The following is a 20,722-nucleotide window of genomic DNA, read 5'->3' on the forward strand; positions in this document are numbered from 1 at the left end:
GTTACACCATGATGGACAGCTTACGCACGGCTGCTAACAGTCTCGTGCTCAAGATTATTTTCGGTATCATTATCGTGTCGTTCATATTGACCGGTGTGAGTAGTTACCTCATCGGCGGTGGCGCGAACTACGCCGCAAAAGTGAATGGCCAGGAAATTAGCCGTGGGCAGTTCGAGAACGCTTTTGCTGGTGAACGTAACCGCATGCAGCAACAGCTGGGCGACCAATACTCTGAACTTGCAGCCAACGAAGGCTATATGAAAAACCTGCGTCAGCAGACGCTGAACCGCCTTATCGACGAAGCGCTGCTGGACCAGTACGCGAAAAGCCTCGGTCTGGGCATCAGCGATGAGCAGGTTAAAAAAGCCATCTTCTCGACGCAGGCTTTCCAGTCTAATGGGAAGTTCGACAACGCGCGTTACAACAGCATTGTTAACCAGATGGGGATGACGGCTGACCAGTACGCACAGGCGCTGCGTAACCAGTTGACCACGCAACAGCTGATCAACGCGGTGGTGGGCACCGATTTCATGCTGAAAGGCGAAACTGAAGCGCTGGCGGCACTGGTGGCGCAGCAGCGCGTGGTGCGTGAAGCGACGATTGATGTCAATGCACTGGCGGCGAAACAGCAGGTTAGCGACGCTGAAGTTAATGCTTACTATGAGCAAAACAAGAACAACTTCATCTCTCCTGAACAGTTCCGCGTAAGCTATATCAAGCTGGATGCAGCCGCGATGCAGAAAAACGCGACTGACGCCGAGATCCAGTCTTATTACGACCAGCATCAGGATCAGTTCACTCAGCCGCAGCGTAACCGTTACAGCGTGATCCAGACCAAAACGGAAGCAGAAGCAAAAACCGTGCTGGACGAGCTGAACAAAGGCGCTGATTTCGCGACCGTGGCGAAAGCAAAATCCACCGACATTATTTCTGCCAAAAACGGTGGTGATATGGGCTGGCTGGAAGATTCCACTACCCCGGACGAGCTGAAAAATGCGGGTCTTAAAGAGAAAGGCCAACTGTCTGGTGTAATCAAATCCTCCGTTGGCTTCCTGGTGGCGCGTCTGGACGATGTCGTGGCGGCGAAAACCAAGCCGCTGGCTGACGTTCGTGATGATATCGCTGCGAAAGTGAAGCAGGAGAAAGCGCTGGACGCCTTCTATGCTCTGCAACAGAAAGTGAGCGATGCCGCAAGCAACGACAACGAATCACTGGCGGGCGCTGAGCAGGCTGCTGGCGTGAAAGCGGTTGAGACGGGCTGGTTCAGCCATGAAAATCTGCCGGAAGAACTGAACTTCAAACCGGTTTCAGATGCCATTTTCAATGGTGGTCTGGTAGGTGAGAACGGTACGCCGGGCAGCAACTCAGACATCATTACCGTTGACGGTGACCGTGCGTTCGTACTGCGCGTCAGCGAGCACAAAGCCGAGGCAGTGAAGCCCCTGGCGCAAGTGAAAGATCAGGTGGTGGCGCTGGTCAAACACAACAAAGCGGCACAGCAGGCAAAACTGGATGCAGAGAAAATTCTGGCCGATCTGAAAGCCGGTAAGAACGATGCACTGAAAGCGGCTGGCCTGAACTTTGGCGAAGCCAAAACGCTGAGCCGTACCGGTCAGGATCCTGTCAGCCAGGCGGCGTTTGGTCTGAGCCTGCCGGCGAAAGACAAACCTGTCTTTGGCACCACGACCGATATGCAGGGTAACGTGGTGATTCTGGCGCTGGATGAAGTCAAAGCCGGCACGCTGCCAGACGCGCAGAAGAAGGCCATGGTTCAGGGAATTACCCAGAATAATGCCCAGATTGCTTTCGAAGCGATGATGAGCAACCTGCGTAAAGAAGCCAAAATCAAGCTGGGTGATGTGGTGACCCAGGAGCAATAATTACGTACCTGCTCGCAGATTTTCGTAACGCTCTGCAAAAACTAAAGGCCGCTTTCGCGGCCTTTTCCATTTCTGCAATCTGCTGTTTGTCCCTGTTTTCTCGTACGGCTATCGTGGCGTGGCTGTCAACAAACAAGGAGAAAACAGCATGAAATGTGGAATCAAAGCACTGTTAATTACACTGGCTATTGCCACTTCCGGGATGAGTGCGGGCGCGCTGGCGGCGTCGCCCTCGGCTAAAGCGCAGGCTGCACAGACCAAAACAGACTCAGTTGCGCAGGCTTATACGCAATCAAAAGCGACTGATGCCGGTAAAAGTGCAGAGGATGACGGTACGCGAGTCAGCATCAATTCGGCATCGGCAGAAGAGCTCGCGCGCGTGATGAACGGTGTGGGACTTAAAAAAGCCCAGGCCATTGTTAGCTACCGCGAGGAGTACGGTCCTTTCAAAACCCTTGACGATCTCAAGCAGGTGCCGGGTATGGGCAGCGCGCTGGTTGAGCGCAATCTCGCACACCTGACGCTGTAATCGCGTAATCACTTGCACTGCGGCAAAAATTTGCCAGGATAAAGAGGTCATACCAGTTATGACCTCTGAACCTATAACAACGAAAGGCTATTGCGCTATGCAGACACAAATCAAAGTCCGTGGTTATCACCTCGATGTTTACCAGCACGTCAATAACGCCCGCTACCTTGAATTTCTTGAAGAGGCGCGCTGGGATGGCCTGGAGAACAGCGAAAGCTTCCAGTGGCTGACCGCACACAACATCGCGTTTGTGGTCGTCAACATCAACATTAACTACCGCCGCCCGGCTGTGCTGGGGGATGTGCTCACCGTGACCAGTGAGGTCCAACAACTGAATGGCAAAAGTGGTGTATTGAGCCAGGTCGTCACGCTTGAGCCAGAAGGGCAGGTAGTGGCCGATGCGCTGATCACCTTTGTCTGTATCGATCTCAAAACCCAGAAAGCGTTGCCGCTGGAAGGGGAGTTGCGTGAAAAGCTGGAGCTGATGATCGCGTAAGTAATATTCAGGAATGCCCGCGCTGTCGACTCCTGTTGTACGACAGCGCGGACAGTTAGCCCTTATTTCAGACCGGTCTTTTTCTGCATCGCGGCCATCACGCCCGCTTTATCCGCAAGATAATGATTCAGACCGTTCGCGCGCAGGTTACAGGCGGCACACTGCCCGCAGCCGTCCCCTTTAATGCCGTTGTAGCAGGTCAGGGTCTCGTTGCGAACGATATCCAGCTTGCCCCAGTAGTCGGCCAGCGCCCAGGTTTCGGCTTTATCCAGCCACATCAGCGGCGTTTCGAAGCGGGTCTCTTTTGCCATTCCCAGATCCACGGCGTGATTGAGCGCTTTCACGAATTCATCCCGGCAGTCCGGGTAGCCAGAGAAGTCGGTCTCACACACGCCCGTGATCACCGCTTCGGCTTTCACCTGGTAGGCATAGATTGCCGTCAGGGTCAGGAAGAGAATATTACGCCCAGGTACGAAGGTATTCGGAATGCCGCTGGCATCCGGTTCGTAATCAGGCACCGGAATGCTGTCGCGAGTGAGACTGCTGACGGCCAGTTCATTTAACAGCGTCACGTCCAGCACTTTATGAGCGCGGGCGCCCAGTTTGAGGGCCAGTTCACGAGCGACATCGATTTCAGCGCGATGACGCTGACCATAATCAAAAGTGACGCAATGCACTTCATCATACTGGTGAAGTGCCTGAATCAGGCAGGTTGTGGAATCTTGTCCTCCGCTGAACACGACGACGGCACGTTTCATAGATCATCTCGACAGTTACGGTAAAAGCGTCATGTTAACGCCTGGCTAAAGCGGCGACCAGCTTCTTCACGCGTTTGGTGGAGGAAGCCAGGCTTCGGTGAAGTCAAACCAGCCGCGAGTGTTAAGGCGTATGCCGTTGACCCCCGGAGGCGCGCTGATTTGATACTGGTAGTTAAAGAGCGGTGTCAGGACGGCTGTCTCCATTAATCGGCTGAAGATAGCCTGAAGTCCTGCGTGTCGGTCACGTTCGTCGGCCTGCGTCTGCACCGCATCCAGCGTGGCCTGCAAATGGGCGTATGCCGGTGCGCTCAGCAGATGCGGCCAGAGCGCATCGCAGCGGAGCCATTGCTCAAGGGTGTACGCTGGCGCTTCGCCAATCAGTCTGTCTCCCATCATGATGTCTGCATCGGCAAGCTGCTGGCAACCGTCCCACGTCTTGGCGTCGTGAAAGATGACGGTCAGTTCACACCCCTGTCGCGCAAGGTATGCTTTTAACTGACTGGCCATGGTGTGAAGCTCAACTGGCAGGTGGTAGACAAGCGTCAATGCCTCTGGCAGCACAACGTCGGTTAAATCAGGCCATTGGGGGATCGCCCAGCCGGGAAGCAGTTCCTCGGTAGGAGTGATGAGCCCTTCGTTCAGGGGAAGCGTATGCAGCAGCGTTGAGAGATGAATGATATTAATCAGCCGCTTTGCCTGAAGTTCGCTCAGACGCGGACTTTGTTTCAGCGTGAGGTAGCAGAAGCCCAGACTGGTGCTGTTACTCACCAGCCGCAGGCTGGCCAGCTCGTCGGCCTCACCAATGGCGATTTGCACCGGGTGGCGACAGCTGGTGCCCAGACTGTAGTCAAAAAGCTGGGGCGTGATCCAGTACTCGATAGCCTTAAGTAACGGATGACCAAGGTGATACTGCTCGTGGCTTTCCAGACGCACCAGTTCAGGCTCAAAAACGCTCAGCCGAAAGGGACCGCTGCCCACCACGGGGTAATCAGGATGCGCCAGACGGCTACAGTAGGTTGCCAGCCTGTGCGCCAGCCAATAGTCAGGTTGATGGAGAATAAACGTCAGGCTTTGCGGATGCGTGGTTTCGATACGTAAGACGCTGCGGAAAAGCGTGTCCATGCCGGGCTGCGATAGCAGCGCCGTCAGGCTTTGCCTGAGCTGTGCCGTCTCTATTTTATCGCCGTTATGCCAGTGCAGGGTGGAGCGAATGTAGAAATGCCAGCGCAGGCCGTCAGCGGAGATTTCCCAGTGATGCGCCAGATCGCCCGTGGGTTCACTGCTGGTACCATTAAAACGCGTCAAACCAGAGAATACCTGTCCCGCCAGATGCTGCTCCGCCCGGCCAGGGAGAAACCCCGGCTGAAGCGGCTCCAGCGAGCGATAGTAGGGAATACGCAGCGTCGGCGTATCGTTCTGCCATTGCCCGCCCATAAACGGATGCAGCAGCGATCGCAAATCTTCAGGCGCGAGCTGGGCCAGCTCCAGCGCGTTGTGCTGCTGTCCACTTTTCAGGGCCTCTTCCATCATCGTATTACGCAACGAATCCGGGGTGACGTGAAAGCGTAATTCCCCACGCTTTCCTCGTCCGGAGCGGGCGTGCCAGCTTAGCCAGCCCGCCTCCTGCGCCTGGCGCAGCAGGGTGCGTACATGTCGCTCGCTGCAAAAGCAGCGGCTGGCAAGTTCACTGATGGTCACCTGCTGCGTTGCGCCGGCGGAGGGGTGCCACAGACGCTGATACTGGTTAAGACGGTTAAGCTGGCGCATGAAAAACCCGGAACAATAATTATCATCTATTCACTATTACTTCCGTATATCTCACGTAATACTGATGCACAAGTTAACCGCATCACATTTCGGGAGTAATTATGGCTCGGCTCGCTGCATTTGATATGGACGGCACGCTGTTAATGCCGGATCACCGTTTAGGGGAGAAAACCCTGAACACACTTAAGCGCCTGCGCGAGCGTGAAGTCACCCTGACGTTTGCCACTGGTCGTCATGTTCTCGAGATGCGCCATCTACTGGGAACATTTGCCCTCGATGCGTTCCTGATCACCGGCAACGGGACGCGCATTCACTCCGTCGAGGGCGATGTGCTGCACCGTCAGGATCTGGATCCGGAAGTGGCGGACATCGTCCTGCACAGCACCTGGGATACGCAGGCCAGCGTGCATGTTTTTAACGATGAAGGCTGGTTTACCGGGCGTGAGATCCCGGCCTTGCTGCACGCTCACGTTTACAGTGGCTTTAAATATCAGCTCATCGATTTGCGCCGCATTCCGGCACACAAGGTAACCAAGATCTGCTTCTGCGGCGATCACGACGATCTCTGCCGCCTGCGTATTCAGCTTAACGAGGCGCTGGGCGACCGGGCGCACCTGACCTTCTCGGCAGTGGACTGTCTTGAAGTGCTGCCGGTGGGCTGTAACAAAGGATCTGCGCTGGCGGTGCTGAGCGATCGTCTGGGGCTGACGATGCAGGACTGTATGGCCTTTGGTGACGCCATGAACGACCACGAGATGCTGAGCAGCGTAGGCCGTGGTCTGATTATGGGGAACGCGATGCCGCAACTTATCGCCGCGCTCCCGCATTTACCGGTTATCGGACACTGTCGTAACGAAGCGGTGTCCCATTTTTTGACGCATTGGCTGGACAAAAATAACCTCCCATATTCCCCCGAATAGCGAGATCCTTCCAGCAAGCCAGACTAAAGCCTGGCTTTTTTTTATTTCACCAGATGCGAAATCTGCGCTTTCCACGGTTCAACATCGCCAATATTGGCCTGTACCCATTCTGCGTTATAATAGGTGTCCAGGTAGCGCTCCCCGCTGTCGCACAGCAGCGTGACGACAGAGCCGCTAAGGCCTTCTTCACGCATTCTCGCGGCCAGTTGTAGCGCCCCCCACATATTGGTGCCGGTAGAGGCCCCGACTTTACGGCCAAGCTGTGTCTCCAGCCAGTGCGCCGTCGCGACGCTGGCGGCGTCCGGCACGCGGAGCATCTCATCCACAACGTCCGGAATGAACGAGGGTTCGACGCGCGGGCGACCAATTCCTTCGATCTTGCTCCCCACAGGGCTGCGCAGGCTGGCATCGCGAGATTGCCAGTAATCAAGGAACACCGAGTTCTGAGGGTCAACCACCATCAGCTGCGTATCATAACCCTGACAGCGGATATAACGTCCGATGGTGGCGGAGGTTCCGCCCGTGCCCGCGCTCATGACAATGTAAGAGGGGACGGGATGTGGCTCGTGGGTCATCTGGCGGAAAATGCTGTCCGCAATGTTATTATTGCCGCGCCAGTCGGTGGCGCGTTCGGCGAAGGTGAACTGGTCCATATAGTGACCATTTAGTTCGCGGGCCAGCATTTCGGAGGCCGCATAGATTTCGCAGGCGCTTTCCACAAAGTGGCAGCGTCCGCCGTAAAATTCGATCTGTTCAACTTTACGTTTCGCCGTGCAGGAGGGCATCACAGCGATAAACGGCAGGCCCAGCAGGCGGGCAAAGTAGGCCTCTGAGACGGCAGTTGATCCGGACGACGATTCAATAATCGTGGTGCCTTCTTTAATCCAGCCGTTACATAAACCGTATAAAAAGAGTGAACGCGCCAGGCGATGCTTCAGGCTGCCGGTAGGATGGGTACTTTCATCCTTCAGGTAAAGCTGAATGCCGGGAAATCCAGGCAAAGGCAGGCGGATCAAATGGGTATCTGCCGAGCGCTGATAGTCGGCATTTATTTCGCTGATGGCATGTTTAACCCAGGTGCTATTCATCGTAGTTATCCGTTTGTCATTTTGTGCCCAGCATAGCGAAAAGCACAGAAAAAATTGTTGCTATCTGGCCTTTAAAATAGAATGTAAGGAGAATAATTTTCTCTGGGAGGTGGATATGCTAGATAAAATTGACCGCAAGCTGCTTTCTTTGCTGCAAAGCGACTGCACCCTCTCTTTGCAGGCGCTGGCAGATGCCGTTAATCTGACCACCACACCGTGCTGGAAGCGCCTCAAGAAGCTGGAAGACGATGGCATTCTGCTGGGACGTGTGGCGCTGCTGGACCCCGAAAAACTGGGGCTTGGACTGACCGCCTTCGTCCTGATAAAAACGCAGCATCACAGCAGCGAATGGTACAGCCGCTTCGTCACCCAGGTTTCCGACATGCCCGAGGTGCTCGGCTTCTGGCGCATGGCGGGGGAATACGACTATCTGATGCGCGTTCAGGTGGCAGACATGAAGCGCTACGATGATTTTTACAAGCGGCTGGTCAATAGCGTACCGGGCTTGTCCGATGTCACCTCCAGTTTCGCCATGGAACAGATTAAATACACCACAGCGTTACCCATTGAATAACTTCATAAAATATCTTCAGGAAAAGACCGCGTGCGATTATTTGCCCAATTAAGCTGGTACTTTCGTCGGGAGTGGCAACGCTACCTCGGCGCGGTGGCCCTGCTTATTATCATTGCCATTTTGCAACTGATCCCGCCCAAAGTGGTGGGATACGTCGTGGATGGTGTTACGGAACAACATTACACCGCCGCACGGGTGATGATGTGGGTCGGTACGCTGGTGTTGACGGCCGTGGTGGTTTACCTGCTGCGTTATGTCTGGCGCGTGCTGCTGTTCGGCGCGTCCTATCAGCTTGCCGTTGAGCTGCGCGAGGACTTTTACCGCCAGCTGAGCCGCCAGCACCCTGAGTTTTATCTGCGTCACCGTACCGGGGATCTCATCGCCCGCGCCACTAACGATGTGGACCGTGTGGTGTTTGCCGCCGGTGAAGGGGTGTTAACGCTGGTGGATTCCCTGGTGATGGGCTGTGCGGTACTGATTGTGATGTCTACGCAAATTAGCTGGGAGCTCACGCTGCTGGCGTTGCTGCCGATGCCGCTGATGGCGCTGGCGATTAACCGCTACGGCGAGCAGCTCCATGAACGCTTTAAGCTGGCGCAGGCGGCGTTCTCGTCGTTAAACGATCGCACCCAGGAGAGCATGACCAGCATCCGCATGATCAAAGCGTTTGGTCTGGAAGACAGGCAGTCCGCGCTGTTTGCGGCCGACGCCGCCGATACCGGTGCGAAAAACATGCGCGTGGCGCGTATAGACGCCCGCTTTGATCCGACAATCTATATTGCGATTGGCATGGCGAACCTGCTGGCGGTGGGCGGCGGCAGCTGGATGGTGGTGCGAGGCACCATGACCCTCGGGCAGTTAACCAGCTTTGCGATGTACCTCGGGCTGATGATTTGGCCGATGCTGGCGCTGGCCTGGATGTTTAACATCGTTGAACGTGGGAGCGCCGCCTACAGCCGTATCCGCGCCATGCTGGCGGAAGTGCCGGTAGTGAACGATGGCAGCGAGCCGGTACCGGAAGGTCCGGGTGTTCTGAAGGCTGATATCCGCGTCTTTATCTACCCGCAAACGGAACATCCGGTGCTTGAAAACGTCAGTTTCACGCTGCGTCCTGGTCAGATGCTGGGCATCTGCGGCCCGACGGGCTCCGGTAAAAGCACCATTCTGTCACTGATTCAGCGCCATTTTGACGTGAGCGAAGGCGATATCCGTTTCCATGACGTCCCCCTGCCACGTCTGCTGCTGGATGACTGGCGCAGCCGCCTGGCGGTCGTCAGCCAGACGCCGTTTTTGTTTTCAGACACCATAGCCAACAATATCGCGCTCGGGTGCCCGACGGCGACACAGGACCAGATCGAGCATGTGGCGCGCTTAGCCAGCGTCCATGAGGATATTCTGCGCCTGCCGCAGGGCTACGACACAGAAGTGGGTGAGCGGGGCGTTATGCTCTCCGGTGGACAAAAACAGCGTATCTCTATTGCCCGCGCGCTGCTGCTGGACGCTGAGATCCTGATTCTGGATGATGCGCTGTCCGCGGTTGACGGGCGTACCGAGCATCAAATTCTGCATAACCTTCGCCAGTGGGGGGAGGGGCGCACGGTCATCATCAGCGCGCACCGTCTGTCGGCCCTTACCGAAGCCAGTGAAATTCTGGTGCTTCAGCACGGGCATATTGCCCAACGTGGTCAGCATGAACAGCTCGCCGGGCAGGCCGGCTGGTATCGGGATATGTACCGCTATCAACAGCTTGAAGCTGCGCTGGATGAGGAGGTCACCGATGCGTAAGTTTGGACAGATGTGGCCGACGTTAAAACGGCTGCTCGCCTATGGCTCACCGTGGCGCAAACCGCTTTCCATCGCCGTGCTGTTACTGTGGATCGCCGCGATTGCGGAGGTGACCGGTCCGCTGCTTATCAGCTATTTTATCGATAACATGGTGGCGAAAAGCTATCTGCCGCTGGGGCTGGTGGCGGGGCTGGGTGTGGCGTATGTCGGGCTACAGCTGACGGCGGCGGGGCTGCACTATGCGCAGTCGCTGCTGTTTAACCGGGCCGCCGTGGGCGTGGTCCAGCAGCTACGCACGGATGTGATGGATGCCGCGCTGCGCCAGCCGCTGAGCGAGTTTGATACCCAGCCGGTCGGGCAGGTTATTTCGCGCGTCACCAATGACACCGAGGTGATCCGCGACCTTTATGTGACCGTTGTCGCAACGGTTCTGCGCAGTGCCGCATTGATTGGCGCGATGCTGGTGGCGATGTTCAGTCTGGACTGGCGGATGGCGCTGGTGGCGATCGCTATTTTCCCGGCGGTGCTGATTGTGATGGTAATTTACCAGCGCTACAGCACGCCGATTGTTCGTCGCGTGCGCGCTTACCTTGCAGACATCAATGATGGCTTCAACGAAGTGATCAACGGCATGAGCGTTATCCAGCAGTTTCGCCAGCAGGCGCGTTTTGGCGAGCGGATGGGAGAAGCCAGCCGTTCGCACTATATGGCGCGGATGCAGACGTTACGTCTGGACGGCTTCCTGTTACGCCCGCTGCTGAGCCTCTTCTCTGCGCTGGTGCTGTGCGGGATGTTGATGCTGTTTGGCCTGACGACGCGTGGAACCATTGAGGTGGGAGTGCTGTACGCGTTTATCAGTTACCTTGGCCGTCTTAACGAACCGCTGATTGAACTCACTACGCAGCAATCGATGCTGCAACAGGCGGTAGTCGCGGGTGAGCGTGTGTTTGAGCTGATGGACAGGCCGCGTCAGACCTATGGCGATGATGAACGTCCGCTGGAAAGTGGATCCATAGCGTTTGATCATGTCTCGTTTGCCTACCGCGACGATCAGCTTGTCTTGCAGGATATCAACCTCGAGGTACCGTCGCGCGGTTTTGTCGCACTGGTTGGGCATACCGGCAGCGGCAAAAGCACGCTCGCCAGTTTGCTGATGGGCTACTATCCGTTGACGCAGGGGGAGATCCGTCTGGATGGACGGCCTCTTTCCGCGCTTAGCCACAACGCGTTGCGTAAAGGCGTCGCGATGGTGCAGCAGGATCCGGTAGTGCTGGCGGATACCTTTTATGCCAACGTGACGCTGGGACGATCTTTCACGCCTGAGCAGGTATGGGAGGTGCTGGAAACGGTGCAGCTGGCAGATCTGGCGCGCGGGTTAAGCGAGGGGATCAATACCCGGCTGGGCGAGCAGGGCAATAATCTCTCTGTCGGGCAAAAGCAGCTCCTGGCGCTGGCGCGCGTGCTGATTGAGACGCCGCAGGTGTTGATTCTGGATGAAGCGACCGCAAGCATCGACTCCGGTACCGAACAGGCGATCCAGCTGGCGCTGGCTGCCGTGCGGGATCGCACTACGCTGGTGGTGATCGCTCACCGCCTCTCAACGATCGTCGATGCCGATACCATTCTGGTGCTGCACCGTGGCCAGGCCGTTGAACGGGGTACGCACAAAGCGCTGCTCGAGGCGAAAGGACGCTACTGGCAGATGTATCAGTTGCAGCTGGCAGGCGACGAGCTGGCCGCCAGCGTGCGCGAGGAGGAGTCGCTCAGCGCCTGATGCACCATAACAAGGCAATGCGCTAACAGTCTTAACCGTTGGTGCAAAACTGAAACGCACCCTGCACTGCCATGGTGCGTTTTTTTTCTCCCCTTCGCGGCGCATGCGCGCCGCGGCGCTTTCCTCCTCACATTTCACTTCTGGCACACCCTTTGCAATATCCCTCTCGTGTTAGCTGCGGCCATTACCGAATTCTGACTGGAGGGGATATATGAAGCTGGTTACGGTGGTAATCAAACCATTCAAACTCGAAGACGTGCGTGAAGCGCTGTCTTCCATGGGTATTCAGGGACTGACTGTCACCGAAGTGAAAGGCTTTGGGCGTCAGAAAGGTCATGCCGAGCTTTATCGCGGGGCGGAATACAGCGTTAACTTCCTGCCAAAAGTGAAGATTGATGTGGCGATTGCCGACGATCAGCTTGATGAGGTGATTGATGTCGTCAGCAAAGCGGCCTACACCGGAAAAATTGGCGACGGCAAAATTTTCGTTGCCGAACTACAGCGCGTCATTCGCATCCGTACCGGCGAATCTGACGAAGCGGCGTTGTAAGTAACTCCTGGCACACAGTGATAGGGATCGAGAAAATGATGAAAGCAACAATGAAAACAGGTCTGGGTTCGCTGGCACTGCTGCCGGGCCTGGCAATGGCTGCACCTGCTGTGGCAGACAAAGCCGATAATGCCTTTATGATGATTTGCACCGCGCTGGTGCTGTTCATGACGATTCCGGGGATCGCGCTGTTTTACGGCGGCCTGATCCGCGGCAAGAACGTACTCTCCATGCTGACGCAGGTTGCCGTCACGTTCGCGCTGGTGTGCGTGCTGTGGGTGGTTTACGGTTACTCGCTGGCCTTCGGGGAGGGCAACGCCTTCTTCGGCAACGTTAACTGGGCGATGCTGAAAAATATCGAACTGACCGCGGTAATGGGCAGCTTCTATCAGTATATTCATGTCGCGTTCCAGGGCTCATTCGCGTGCATCACCGTGGGGCTGATTGTGGGCGCGCTGGCTGAGCGTATCCGCTTCTCTGCGGTACTGATTTTCGTGGTGGTCTGGCTGACGCTCTCCTATGTCCCGATTGCGCATATGGTCTGGGGCGGTGGTCTGTTGGCTTCCCATGGCGCTCTGGACTTTGCGGGCGGCACCGTTGTTCACATCAACGCCGCCGTAGCCGGCCTGGTAGGCGCATACCTGATTGGCAAGCGCGTGGGCTTTGGGAAAGAAGCATTTAAGCCGCACAACCTGCCGATGGTCTTTACCGGCACCGCCATCCTCTACTTTGGCTGGTTCGGCTTCAACGCAGGTTCAGCCAGCGCCGCTAACGAAATCGCCGCGCTGGCCTTCGTGAATACCGTGGTGGCAACTGCCGGGGCCATCCTCTCATGGGTATTTGGCGAGTGGGCCGTTCGCGGCAAGCCATCCCTGCTGGGTGCCTGTTCTGGGGCGATTGCCGGTCTGGTAGGTATTACGCCAGCATGCGGTTACGTGGGCGTGGGCGGCGCATTGCTGATCGGTATCGTCGCGGGTCTGGCGGGGCTGTGGGGCGTTACCGCACTGAAACGTATTCTGCGCGTTGACGATCCGTGTGATGTATTCGGCGTACACGGTGTGTGCGGCATTATCGGCTGTATCATGACCGGTATCTTTGCTGCACAATCTTTGGGCGGCGTGGGTTATGCTGAAGGCGTGACCATGATGCATCAGGTGCTGGTCCAGCTTGAAAGTATCGCGATTACGGTTGTCTGGTCGGGCGTTGTGGCCTTTATCGGCTACAAGCTGGCCGATATGACCGTGGGGCTGCGCGTACCGGAAGAGCAGGAGCGCGAAGGTCTGGACGTCAACAGCCACGGCGAGAATGCGTACAACGCATAATTTGAGTGCCTTGCCGGGTGGTGGCTTCGCCTTACCCGGCCTGAAAAAGTGAAATTTGCAGGCCCGGTAAGCGTAGCGACCGGGCTTTTTACCTCACCCGCGATTACGCATCACACCTTCCTGCACGGTAGAAGCCACCAGCACGCCATCCTGAGTGTAAAACTCCCCGCGTACAAAGCCGCGCGCGCTGGACGCAGAGGTACTTTCCACGCTGTAAAGCAGCCATTCATTCATATCGAATGGACGGTGGAACCACATGGAATGGTCAATTGTGGCGACCTGCATCCCTTTTTCCAGGAATCCCACGCCGTGCGGCTGTAGCGCAACCGGCAGGAAGTTGAAATCCGACGCATAACCCAGCAGATACTGATGCACGCGCAAGTCTGCCGGTACGCTGCCGTTGGCGCGGATCCACACCTGGCGGGTGGGCTCAGCAGTATGCCCCTTCATTGGGTTATGAAATTCGACCGGGCGGATCTCCAGCGGTTTATCGCACAGAAACTTCTCTTTTACCTGCGGCGGCAGCAGATGTGCGAGTGCGCGGGCAATTTCGGTTTCCGATTTCAGATCGTCCGGCGATGGGGCAGACGGCATCTGTTTTTGATGCTCATAGCCCGGCTCTGGCGCCTGGAAGGAGGCGGTCATGTAGAAGATGGGTTTCCCATGCTGGATGGCCGCCACACGGCGAGCGCTGAAGCTTTGGCCGTCACGCAGAACTTCCACGTCGTACACAATCGGTTTAGCGCTGTCACCGGGGCGTAAAAAGTAGCTGTGGAATGAGTGCACCAGACGGTCTGCCGGAACGGTCTCCTTAGCGGCATATAGCGCTTGCCCCACGACCTGGCCCCCAAAAACCTGGCGTAAGCCTAAATCTTCGCTCTGTCCGCGAAAAAGCCCTTCTTCTATTTTTTCCAGGTTCAGCAATGTCAGCAGATTGTTCAGTGCCTGACTCATAGTGGTCCTCAATAAACGCCGTGGCGAAAGATATGCTGAGTATAACGCAGAAACGATAGTGGTCCGATGGGTAGAATTATCTTAATACCTGGGCAAAATTAGGCATAAATCCGTGATTTGTGCCACACTTGTTTACGTTATGTGAATAAAAACGACATCGGATGGGATCGATCCCGCCGGTGCATTGATGATAAGGAGACTTCAATGAAACTCGTGCCTATGTTAAGCGGTGTTGCAATGGCGGTGGCGTTGTCCGCCTGTGCGGATAAGAGTGCCGATGTAGCGGTACCAACGGCGACCCCAAACGGGATTAACACCCTTTCACAGCAAGCTATTCGACAGCCTAACGTGTCCGGTACCATCTGGATCAAACAGAAAGTCGCTCTGCCGCCGGACGCGGTTTTAACGGTCACGTTATCCGATGCGTCTCTGGCGGATGCACCGTCTAAAGTCCTTGCACAGCGTGCAGTTCGTACAGAGGGTAAACAGGCGCCGTTCAGCTTCGTGCTGCCGTACAACCCGTCTGACGTTCAGCCTAACGCGCGTATCCTCCTGAGCGCGGCGGTAACGATCAACGATAAGCTGGTCTTTATCACCGATACCGTGCAGGAAGCGGTCAACAAAGGGGGCACCAAAATCGACCTGACCCTGGTCCCGGTGCAGCAGACTGAAGTGCCTGTGGCAACGCAGACCAATCAGCCGACCTTGCCTACACCGCCAACACAGTTGTAACTTTCTTTCGCCCTCTTCATCTTGACGGGAGAGGGCGTCAGTATTCCCAGCGATACTTCTGCATATCTATCTGTCCCGTCCCGGACACCTGCACCCCTTCTGAGAGTAATGCCTGACGCTGGCGCTGCAAGTCTGGCCCGGTGAGGGAAATGGCACCATGGCGATTAACGACCCGGTGCCATGGTAACGTACTTCCCTCCGGAAGCCTTCTTAGCACGCCGCCAACCTGACGCGCTGCGCGCGGAGAGCCCGCCAGTCGGGCGACTTCCCCATAGGTCGTAACACAGCCTTCCGGAATCGAGGCCACGATTTGCCACACTCGCTGTGGGAAAGAGTCGTGTTCGTCCATTGTTTCTCCAGCGGGAATTCAGCGAAGGGTAATGTTATACGAAGATAAAGAAGATTGTCGGGTCAGTTTGCGCAATAATCCAGCATCCAGTTGCCAGCGGCTTGCAATTGAGGTGCTCCACAGGGATAATGCGCCAGCGCGTTGGTTATCAACGCTCTCAATGGGGGCTCTGTTGGTTCTCCCGCAACGCTACTCTGTTCACCAGGTCAGGTCCGGAAGGAAGCAGCCAGGGCAGACGACGTGGGTGCCGGGATGTAGCTGGCAGGGCCCCCACCCATTTGTGCTAAGTGCATGATATCCATCATGTAACCCTCTGTTTTCGTGCATTGAAACGGCGGTGATACAACTTTCATGTATCACTTAGGACGCTAATCAATGTCGCATCTGATGCTTTCCCGTCACGGGATCTGGTACTACCGTAGGGTCTACCTGACACCTCGGAAACGCCGTGAAATTCGTATTTCTCTTCGCACACGTTCCAAGCGTGAAGCTTTGCTCCGTGTGGAGAAATATCTCACCTCACAACCTTTCCACTGCGTTCCGCAGTCCATCCCGGCACACACTGCAACCCCGTCTGCTTCCTTCCAACAACCACATCAGAAAAAGCCTTTCAAGAGCCTGAAGAGCGAGCTTGATAAGTACACCAAGGCTAAAACAGGAGAGGTTGGTGAACGGGAAATACTGACGATCAATAGGTGCGTAAATGCATATCTGAATTCTACAAAAGAGCCTTTCAGCAAACGAAGCGCGGCGGCGTTTGTTGATGGCCTTGAAGGTTCAGCATCCACCAGAAACCGTTACATCAAAAAGAACTCGGCGTTTTTCAAATGGCTTGCAACTCGCACGGATGATGAGATTCGAAACCCATTTGAGGGGATGGGGGTTAAGGAAATAACCGCACCAATGGATCGCCGTCCAGCATACACGCTCAACGATCTGAAACGATTGCACATTGCTTTACATGGCGTGAAGGATTGGAAACGGTGGATCATTCTGATTGGTCGCTATTCGGGGATGAGGCAGAATGAGATCTGCCAGCTTTACCACAATGACGTGATGAAAGTTGACGGAGTTTGGTGCTTCCGTGTTGATAACTTGAATCCGAATCAGACGCTTAAAACGGACAGTTCGCGCCGATTCGTTCCGATCAATTCGCAACTGCTGACACTTGGTCTACTTGATTTTATCAAAGAAAGAAAAGGCCATCTGTTCCCTGAGCTAACATTGCATCTTGGGAGCTATGGTCACTATTTCAGCCGTTGGTTTACGAGGTTCAGAGGCAAGCATAGCCTGCCTGAATATCATTCACTGCGCCACTATGCCGCCACAACATTTAAACAGAATGGCTTCCCTGAACAGTTCGCTTCGCAGGTGCTCGGACACTCGAACGCAACGATCACGTACAACCGATACGGGAAGGGGATTGCTGTCAGGACGCTCGTCGAGTTAATTGAGGTACTCTAAAGTTATCTGGATAAGCAAATTCACGCTGGTTCCAAAGGGGATAAATACGCTTCGAAAATCTTGAGTGCCAATCATAACCCCTTTAAATATAGAGGTTTTGTGATCCGTGTTGTTTTAGCGAGGTTTCCAAAAGTGATAGTCTGGAAATCATGCTAATGCACTATTGATGGGGGTAGGATAATTATGCCAACTCGTAGAATCGCTTATGCATACTACGATCCTGATTGGATTAAAGGCGAGCATACGCTTCTCGCCCTCAAAAGGAATACTGTCGAGCCGCTTGCTTATTCACTGTCTATGAAAGGATATATTTTTTGTCCTTCTTGCTATGAACATATAACTCGAGTGCCTGCCGATCCTGACAAGGGCATGACTACGAATGAAGTTCCGGCCTATTACAAACACCTTAAAGATGATAATGCGCCTTTCTGTAGTTTGAGATGTGGCCCCATTCAGTACAAAAAATACGCATCTCAAGAGGATGCAAAAAAAGCCGTTGAAGATGAAGAGCTTATAGTCATAAGCGGTTTTCTCGAGTCTCGTCCTGATAACAATCCAAGGATCGATTCTGAGGGCAGTGAGGTACCTGTCGATTCTCATTTTGAGAGAAAAAATGGCAAAGAGGTTTCATTGCCTATTTCCCGCCATCATGGTGAGTCTTTCAAGGTTCCGAGCCAAGTAACTAGTGTCCAGTCTTTATGCGTTAATTTCGATCATAATTATTACCGTGAGATTTACCTTGTTGGCGCAGATGGTAAAGCAAAGCGCTACAGATTTTGTGACTCACTAAAAGAAATCAATGACATAACTGAGGGTTCTCCTGATCCAGCATTCTTTTTTGGTACGTTTTGGAAAATTGAGACGTTTACAGGCCATAGTAATGTCTGGTTAAAGATCAACCAAGGAACATCATTTAGGGATTTCAGAGTACGTATCACTAATGATACCGCTGAAGGGAGAGGATTTTTTAATGATAAAAATCGTGGGAGGATAACCGTTTTTTATAGTCGAGTAGATGAGGTCGGCATGGGTTATATGACACCCCAGTTAGGGTGGGGGGAGGTGGCACTTTTGCCTGCAAAATATGATGATTTTTTAATCAGTGATTATGCGTCATCTCGTAAGGACAATCATTAATTTTCGATTGGTGTGAGGAATCGACAAGATTATAAGCCCTGCTGAAGCAGGGTTTTTTTATGTGTAAAGCTGACCGATAAGGCGGCTTCGTTCGACCATACGTCAGGTATCTACAGCGCCAGGATTGTCTTGTGTCGCAGACTGTATCTCACTTTGTGTAGCAGATAAAGTCAGTTAAGAAGCAAAAAACTTGCAGGGGCGAAACCAGCTAATCTGCTGAAAATTGAAAAAAATATTTATTTTGAAAGGTCGAAATTTGAGGGGGTAGATAAAAATCAGCTATACGCGAGAAGCGGAGTTTCAGTGCCGGTTGGCTTAACAAACATCGCAGTATGTCAATGAGCTGGGAGAAAGCCAGTAAGAAAATAAATATGAAGCTGTAATGACTTTTCGATAATCACTTCTTGATTTTGTCATAATATTTATGTTGAAATCATGAAGTGAAACTACCGGAGAGACTTTCATGACCATGCCTTACTGTATCCTGCATACCGAAGCTGATTCAGATGTTGTACTTAATGGACTGGGCTTTTCAGAAAACGATATTCATGCTGCTCTGACATCTGCTTTGTACGAGCGCCGCAAATCCAGCAAGCTACACCCCGCTGTCGATGCAGGGTTCCGTTTCTGGAGTGAAATGGTTGCCGCGACACGCCGTGTACTAATTGGTAAGGGTAACGGCTGGTCCCCTGAAGTGGTAAAGCGAATGGAAATGGTCGCTAACTCAGCGAGAGGGGTTAATCTGATTATCACCTCGGGTGACAGACACACCGGGCGTCCTGATGGATTGCCGAAAACCAAAAATGCCAAAGGGGAGGCAACGCGCTCGATTGTTCACAACAATCCTGGCACAGTTGATATGTTCCAGACGGATGCATTGTATTCAGGCAAATCTGAAATCACTCCGATAGATAGCACTCGCACTTATATCGTCCTGTACTATTATGATGCGGCTAACAAAGAGGTTCGCTGCGAGGTGTCTTATCCGGTAGGAATGGTGAATCAGGACGGATTTGCCCGCGTAAGCGCATGGAGTGAGCGTATTATTTTGAGTCCTCTGCCATTTGAAGGTGCGGATATTTTCCCTGATGAGGATTTCAATGATGACATATCAATTACTGTTGAAAGCAAATGAGTAACCCTGTTGATGACGGTAAACGTCTTTTTAATCCATCCCGGCTCAAGCTGGCACGGATCAGACGCAAACTGACCCTAAAAGAACTGGCAGAAAAGATGGGACTTTCCAGCCGTATCGTAATTGAGTACGAAAAAACCTATTGCCTATATGAACCCACGCCAGAGACGGTCCAGGCGTACGCTAGGGCTCTGAAATACCCAGAGTCATTTTTTTTCGGGGATGACGTTGAAGCAATCGATCCACTGACGGTTTCATTCCGTTCTTTGCGCACGACAAAAGCCGCCGACCAGCATGCGGCAATCGGGGCTGGTGCGCTGGGAGTTATGCTGAGCGAGTATTTCAGCACCCGTTTCACTCTGCCGCAGCCTGAATTGCCGAATCTTCGTGGAAGTGAGCCTGAGATCGCTGCTCAGGCGGTGCGCGAAGCTTGGGGTATTGGCAAGAAGAGCATCACCAACGTTGTTCATCTTCTGGAGAAGCACGGCGTTAAGGTGTTCTGGCTCTCGGAGGAAACGGCGAGTATCGATGCATTTTCGTTCTGGAAAGATGATGTCCCTTACATCTTCCTGAACACTCGTAAATCAGGTGAACGCAGTCGTTTCGATGCGGCACATGAACTTGCTCACCTGGTGCTCCACCGTCATGGTGACGTCAAGGGGCAAGATGCAGAGCGTGAAGCGGATGCTTTTGCGTCGGCCTTTCTGATGCCCTTGGAAAATGTGATGGCTGTTAAGATGACGTTGCCGACGTTCGACAAAATCGTGCAATTGAAATCGCTCTGGAAAGTCTCGGCGATGGCTCTGATTGTCAGAATGCGAAATCTGAACATGCTTACAGAATGGCAGTACAACAGTCTGATGCGCGATGCGACGGCAAAGGGGTATCGAACCGGTGAGCCGGGAGGAATCGAGCGTGAAAGATCGCTCATTATTGAAAAAATGATGACCGCTCTGGCTGGTAACGGCATTAATCTGACTCAATTGAGTGATGAGCTTAACGTGCCTCTTGATGAACTGAGTAGCCTGCTTTACGGTGTGGCGGCAATTAGTGGTGGTAATTGCGGAACATCAAGCTCACTGTCAAAGGCCTCTCTCCGTCTGGTGTGAAAAGCTATAAGCCGTTAGAGACCGTCTTTAGCGGCTTATTATTGATCGCCAGTGGGCTCACCGCAGTCATCCTTCTGAGCAATAACCTTCATTTTCGATGTTCGACACATTCTTATCCATAATTTACTCACTTTCGACCGTGTTGAAACTTTTGCTATATGGGCAATGTTTCGACTTCGTGACGTAGGTAAAGGTGTAAATACTGTTGGAATAGACACACAAGGTTTGCCCGTTCGCCGTGGTTGACTGCTCCGGGTTGCTCATAGTTATACGCCCGGCATTGGCACTGAACGCAGCAAGAATAAATCCCATCAACAACACTCTTCTTACCATCTCTAAACCTCCATTGCAGTTGATTTCTGCCGCCTTCCTGCAAGCGGTGTATGTAGGATGTATCTC

The 20,722-nt window shown here is 53.9% G+C and carries 20 protein-coding genes and 1 other RNA gene; 15 read left to right on the forward strand and 6 right to left on the reverse strand.

Annotated elements, in window-relative coordinates; translation table 11 throughout:
* Nucleotides 1-8 precede the first annotated feature (8 nt).
* From ppiD to ACOTXC_RS08835, 3 genes are all read left to right on the forward strand, one after another.
* Nucleotides 9-1,880 carry a peptidylprolyl isomerase gene (gene ppiD / locus ACOTXC_RS08825; RefSeq protein WP_336196432.1) on the forward strand — a complete coding sequence of 624 codons (1,872 nt, stop codon included), beginning with the start codon at nucleotides 9-11 and terminating at the stop codon, nucleotides 1,878-1,880.
* A 148-nt stretch (nucleotides 1,881-2,028) separates the two neighbouring features.
* On the forward strand, nucleotides 2,029-2,409 hold the full coding sequence (locus ACOTXC_RS08830) for a helix-hairpin-helix domain-containing protein (RefSeq protein WP_199009008.1): 381 nt from the start codon (nucleotides 2,029-2,031) through the stop codon (nucleotides 2,407-2,409).
* A gap of 97 nt (nucleotides 2,410-2,506) precedes the next feature.
* Nucleotides 2,507-2,905, forward strand: coding sequence for a YbgC/FadM family acyl-CoA thioesterase (locus ACOTXC_RS08835; protein ID WP_017694410.1), 399 nt, complete (start codon nucleotides 2,507-2,509; stop codon nucleotides 2,903-2,905).
* Nucleotides 2,906-2,967: 62 nt separating this feature from the next.
* Here the strand turns inward: ACOTXC_RS08835 and queC are convergent, their stop codons facing one another.
* Both queC and ACOTXC_RS08845 read right to left on the reverse strand, forming a co-directional pair.
* Complete coding sequence (queC, locus tag ACOTXC_RS08840; RefSeq protein ID WP_022647250.1) at nucleotides 2,968-3,663, reverse strand: 7-cyano-7-deazaguanine synthase QueC; 696 nt, start codon at nucleotides 3,661-3,663, stop codon at nucleotides 2,968-2,970.
* A 66-nt stretch (nucleotides 3,664-3,729) separates the two neighbouring features.
* Nucleotides 3,730-5,430 (reverse strand): SgrR family transcriptional regulator, encoded by a 1,701-nt coding sequence (locus ACOTXC_RS08845; RefSeq protein ID WP_336196430.1) that lies wholly within the window; start codon nucleotides 5,428-5,430, stop codon nucleotides 3,730-3,732.
* 101 nt (nucleotides 5,431-5,531) lie between these two features.
* Here ACOTXC_RS08845 and cof point away from each other — a divergent pair, with 101 nt between their 5' ends.
* On the forward strand, nucleotides 5,532-6,350 hold the full coding sequence (gene cof, locus ACOTXC_RS08850; protein WP_023299454.1) for an HMP-PP phosphatase: 819 nt from the start codon (nucleotides 5,532-5,534) through the stop codon (nucleotides 6,348-6,350).
* Nucleotides 6,351-6,391: 41 nt separating this feature from the next.
* Here cof and ACOTXC_RS08855 read toward each other — a convergent pair whose 3' ends face one another.
* Nucleotides 6,392-7,438: a PLP-dependent cysteine synthase family protein gene (locus ACOTXC_RS08855; protein WP_022647253.1), complete on the reverse strand. Its 1,047-nt coding sequence runs from the start codon at nucleotides 7,436-7,438 to the stop codon at nucleotides 6,392-6,394.
* A gap of 115 nt (nucleotides 7,439-7,553) precedes the next feature.
* Here ACOTXC_RS08855 and ACOTXC_RS08860 point away from each other — a divergent pair, with 115 nt between their 5' ends.
* The 5 genes from ACOTXC_RS08860 to amtB all read left to right on the forward strand — a co-directional run bounded on the left by ACOTXC_RS08860 (nucleotide 7,554) and on the right by amtB (nucleotide 13,443).
* Nucleotides 7,554-8,012, forward strand: coding sequence for an Lrp/AsnC family transcriptional regulator (locus ACOTXC_RS08860; protein WP_022647254.1), 459 nt, complete (start codon nucleotides 7,554-7,556; stop codon nucleotides 8,010-8,012).
* Nucleotides 8,013-8,042: 30 nt separating this feature from the next.
* Nucleotides 8,043-9,797, forward strand: a complete 1,755-nt coding sequence (locus ACOTXC_RS08865; protein WP_045307882.1) for a SmdA family multidrug ABC transporter permease/ATP-binding protein — start codon at nucleotides 8,043-8,045, stop codon at nucleotides 9,795-9,797.
* Nucleotides 9,790-11,571 (forward strand): SmdB family multidrug efflux ABC transporter permease/ATP-binding protein, encoded by a 1,782-nt coding sequence (locus ACOTXC_RS08870; RefSeq protein WP_023299457.1) that lies wholly within the window; start codon nucleotides 9,790-9,792, stop codon nucleotides 11,569-11,571. The genes ACOTXC_RS08865 and ACOTXC_RS08870 overlap by 8 nt, the downstream gene beginning before the upstream one ends.
* 211 nt (nucleotides 11,572-11,782) lie before the next feature.
* The gene (glnK, locus tag ACOTXC_RS08875; RefSeq protein ID WP_006809867.1) at nucleotides 11,783-12,121 is read left to right on the forward strand and encodes a P-II family nitrogen regulator; all 339 of its coding nucleotides are present in this window, start codon (nucleotides 11,783-11,785) and stop codon (nucleotides 12,119-12,121) included.
* Between the two features lie 35 nt (nucleotides 12,122-12,156).
* Nucleotides 12,157-13,443 carry an ammonium transporter AmtB gene (amtB, locus tag ACOTXC_RS08880; RefSeq protein WP_022647257.1) on the forward strand — a complete coding sequence of 429 codons (1,287 nt, stop codon included), beginning with the start codon at nucleotides 12,157-12,159 and terminating at the stop codon, nucleotides 13,441-13,443.
* A gap of 93 nt (nucleotides 13,444-13,536) precedes the next feature.
* Here amtB and tesB read toward each other — a convergent pair whose 3' ends face one another.
* A complete protein-coding gene (gene tesB / locus ACOTXC_RS08885) occupies nucleotides 13,537-14,397 on the reverse strand; it encodes an acyl-CoA thioesterase II (RefSeq protein WP_022647258.1) in 861 nt (286 codons plus the stop codon).
* Between the two features lie 204 nt (nucleotides 14,398-14,601).
* Between tesB and ACOTXC_RS08890 the strand changes: the two genes are divergently transcribed.
* Nucleotides 14,602-15,129: a YbaY family lipoprotein gene (locus tag ACOTXC_RS08890; RefSeq protein ID WP_022647259.1), complete on the forward strand. Its 528-nt coding sequence runs from the start codon at nucleotides 14,602-14,604 to the stop codon at nucleotides 15,127-15,129.
* A gap of 37 nt (nucleotides 15,130-15,166) precedes the next feature.
* Here the strand turns inward: ACOTXC_RS08890 and ACOTXC_RS08895 are convergent, their stop codons facing one another.
* Nucleotides 15,167-15,478, reverse strand: a complete 312-nt coding sequence (locus ACOTXC_RS08895) for an MGMT family protein (protein WP_022647260.1) — start codon at nucleotides 15,476-15,478, stop codon at nucleotides 15,167-15,169.
* 170 nt (nucleotides 15,479-15,648) lie between these two features.
* Between ACOTXC_RS08895 and ffs the strand changes: the two genes are divergently transcribed.
* The 5 genes from ffs (at nucleotide 15,649) to ACOTXC_RS08920 (ending at nucleotide 20,323) form a co-directional block, all read left to right on the forward strand.
* Nucleotides 15,649-15,745, forward strand: an RNA gene (gene ffs / locus ACOTXC_RS08900) — signal recognition particle sRNA small type.
* Between the two features lie 108 nt (nucleotides 15,746-15,853).
* Nucleotides 15,854-16,942, forward strand: coding sequence for a tyrosine-type recombinase/integrase (locus tag ACOTXC_RS08905; protein WP_395036313.1), 1,089 nt, complete (start codon nucleotides 15,854-15,856; stop codon nucleotides 16,940-16,942).
* 183 nt (nucleotides 16,943-17,125) lie between these two features.
* Entirely contained in the window at nucleotides 17,126-18,079 is a 954-nt protein-coding gene (locus ACOTXC_RS08910) for a hypothetical protein (RefSeq protein ID WP_003021675.1), read from the forward strand.
* A 463-nt stretch (nucleotides 18,080-18,542) separates the two neighbouring features.
* On the forward strand, nucleotides 18,543-19,214 hold the full coding sequence (locus tag ACOTXC_RS08915) for a hypothetical protein (protein WP_033486668.1): 672 nt from the start codon (nucleotides 18,543-18,545) through the stop codon (nucleotides 19,212-19,214).
* The gene (locus ACOTXC_RS08920) at nucleotides 19,211-20,323 is read left to right on the forward strand and encodes a helix-turn-helix domain-containing protein (protein WP_395036312.1); all 1,113 of its coding nucleotides are present in this window, start codon (nucleotides 19,211-19,213) and stop codon (nucleotides 20,321-20,323) included. The genes ACOTXC_RS08915 and ACOTXC_RS08920 overlap by 4 nt, the downstream gene beginning before the upstream one ends.
* Before the next feature lie 123 nt (nucleotides 20,324-20,446).
* On the opposite strand, the gene ACOTXC_RS08925 is transcribed toward ACOTXC_RS08920, so the two are convergent.
* Nucleotides 20,447-20,656, reverse strand: coding sequence for a hypothetical protein (locus tag ACOTXC_RS08925; RefSeq protein WP_049086740.1), 210 nt, complete (start codon nucleotides 20,654-20,656; stop codon nucleotides 20,447-20,449).
* Between the last annotated feature and the right edge of the window lie 66 nt (nucleotides 20,657-20,722).

Source organism: Enterobacter cloacae complex sp. IR5428, from assembly GCF_049238585.1.
GTDB classification, from domain to species: Bacteria; Pseudomonadota; Gammaproteobacteria; order Enterobacterales; family Enterobacteriaceae; genus Enterobacter; species Enterobacter intestinihominis.

Bases quoted from the DNA above. Each gene is read 5' to 3' on its own strand.
- ppiD (WP_336196432.1), top strand. From the start codon at position 9: ATGATGGACAGCTTACGCACGGCTGCTAACAGTCTCGTGCTCAAGATT.
- ACOTXC_RS08830 (WP_199009008.1), top strand. From the start codon at position 2,029: ATGAAATGTGGAATCAAAGCACTGTTAATTACACTGGCTATTGCCACT.
- ACOTXC_RS08835 (WP_017694410.1), top strand. From the start codon at position 2,507: ATGCAGACACAAATCAAAGTCCGTGGTTATCACCTCGATGTTTACCAG.
- queC (WP_022647250.1), bottom strand. From the start codon at position 3,663: ATGAAACGTGCCGTCGTCGTGTTCAGCGGAGGACAAGATTCCACAACC.
- ACOTXC_RS08845 (WP_336196430.1), bottom strand. From the start codon at position 5,430: ATGCGCCAGCTTAACCGTCTTAACCAGTATCAGCGTCTGTGGCACCCC.
- cof (WP_023299454.1), top strand. From the start codon at position 5,532: ATGGCTCGGCTCGCTGCATTTGATATGGACGGCACGCTGTTAATGCCG.
- ACOTXC_RS08855 (WP_022647253.1), bottom strand. From the start codon at position 7,438: ATGAATAGCACCTGGGTTAAACATGCCATCAGCGAAATAAATGCCGAC.
- ACOTXC_RS08860 (WP_022647254.1), top strand. From the start codon at position 7,554: ATGCTAGATAAAATTGACCGCAAGCTGCTTTCTTTGCTGCAAAGCGAC.
- ACOTXC_RS08870 (WP_023299457.1), top strand. From the start codon at position 9,790: ATGCGTAAGTTTGGACAGATGTGGCCGACGTTAAAACGGCTGCTCGCC.
- glnK (WP_006809867.1), top strand. From the start codon at position 11,783: ATGAAGCTGGTTACGGTGGTAATCAAACCATTCAAACTCGAAGACGTG.
- amtB (WP_022647257.1), top strand. From the start codon at position 12,157: ATGATGAAAGCAACAATGAAAACAGGTCTGGGTTCGCTGGCACTGCTG.
- tesB (WP_022647258.1), bottom strand. From the start codon at position 14,397: ATGAGTCAGGCACTGAACAATCTGCTGACATTGCTGAACCTGGAAAAA.
- ACOTXC_RS08890 (WP_022647259.1), top strand. From the start codon at position 14,602: ATGAAACTCGTGCCTATGTTAAGCGGTGTTGCAATGGCGGTGGCGTTG.
- ACOTXC_RS08895 (WP_022647260.1), bottom strand. From the start codon at position 15,478: ATGGACGAACACGACTCTTTCCCACAGCGAGTGTGGCAAATCGTGGCC.
- ACOTXC_RS08905 (WP_395036313.1), top strand. From the start codon at position 15,854: ATGTCGCATCTGATGCTTTCCCGTCACGGGATCTGGTACTACCGTAGG.
- ACOTXC_RS08910 (WP_003021675.1), top strand. From the start codon at position 17,126: ATGCCAACTCGTAGAATCGCTTATGCATACTACGATCCTGATTGGATT.
- ACOTXC_RS08915 (WP_033486668.1), top strand. From the start codon at position 18,543: ATGACCATGCCTTACTGTATCCTGCATACCGAAGCTGATTCAGATGTT.
- ACOTXC_RS08920 (WP_395036312.1), top strand. From the start codon at position 19,211: ATGAGTAACCCTGTTGATGACGGTAAACGTCTTTTTAATCCATCCCGG.
- ACOTXC_RS08925 (WP_049086740.1), bottom strand. From the start codon at position 20,656: ATGGTAAGAAGAGTGTTGTTGATGGGATTTATTCTTGCTGCGTTCAGT.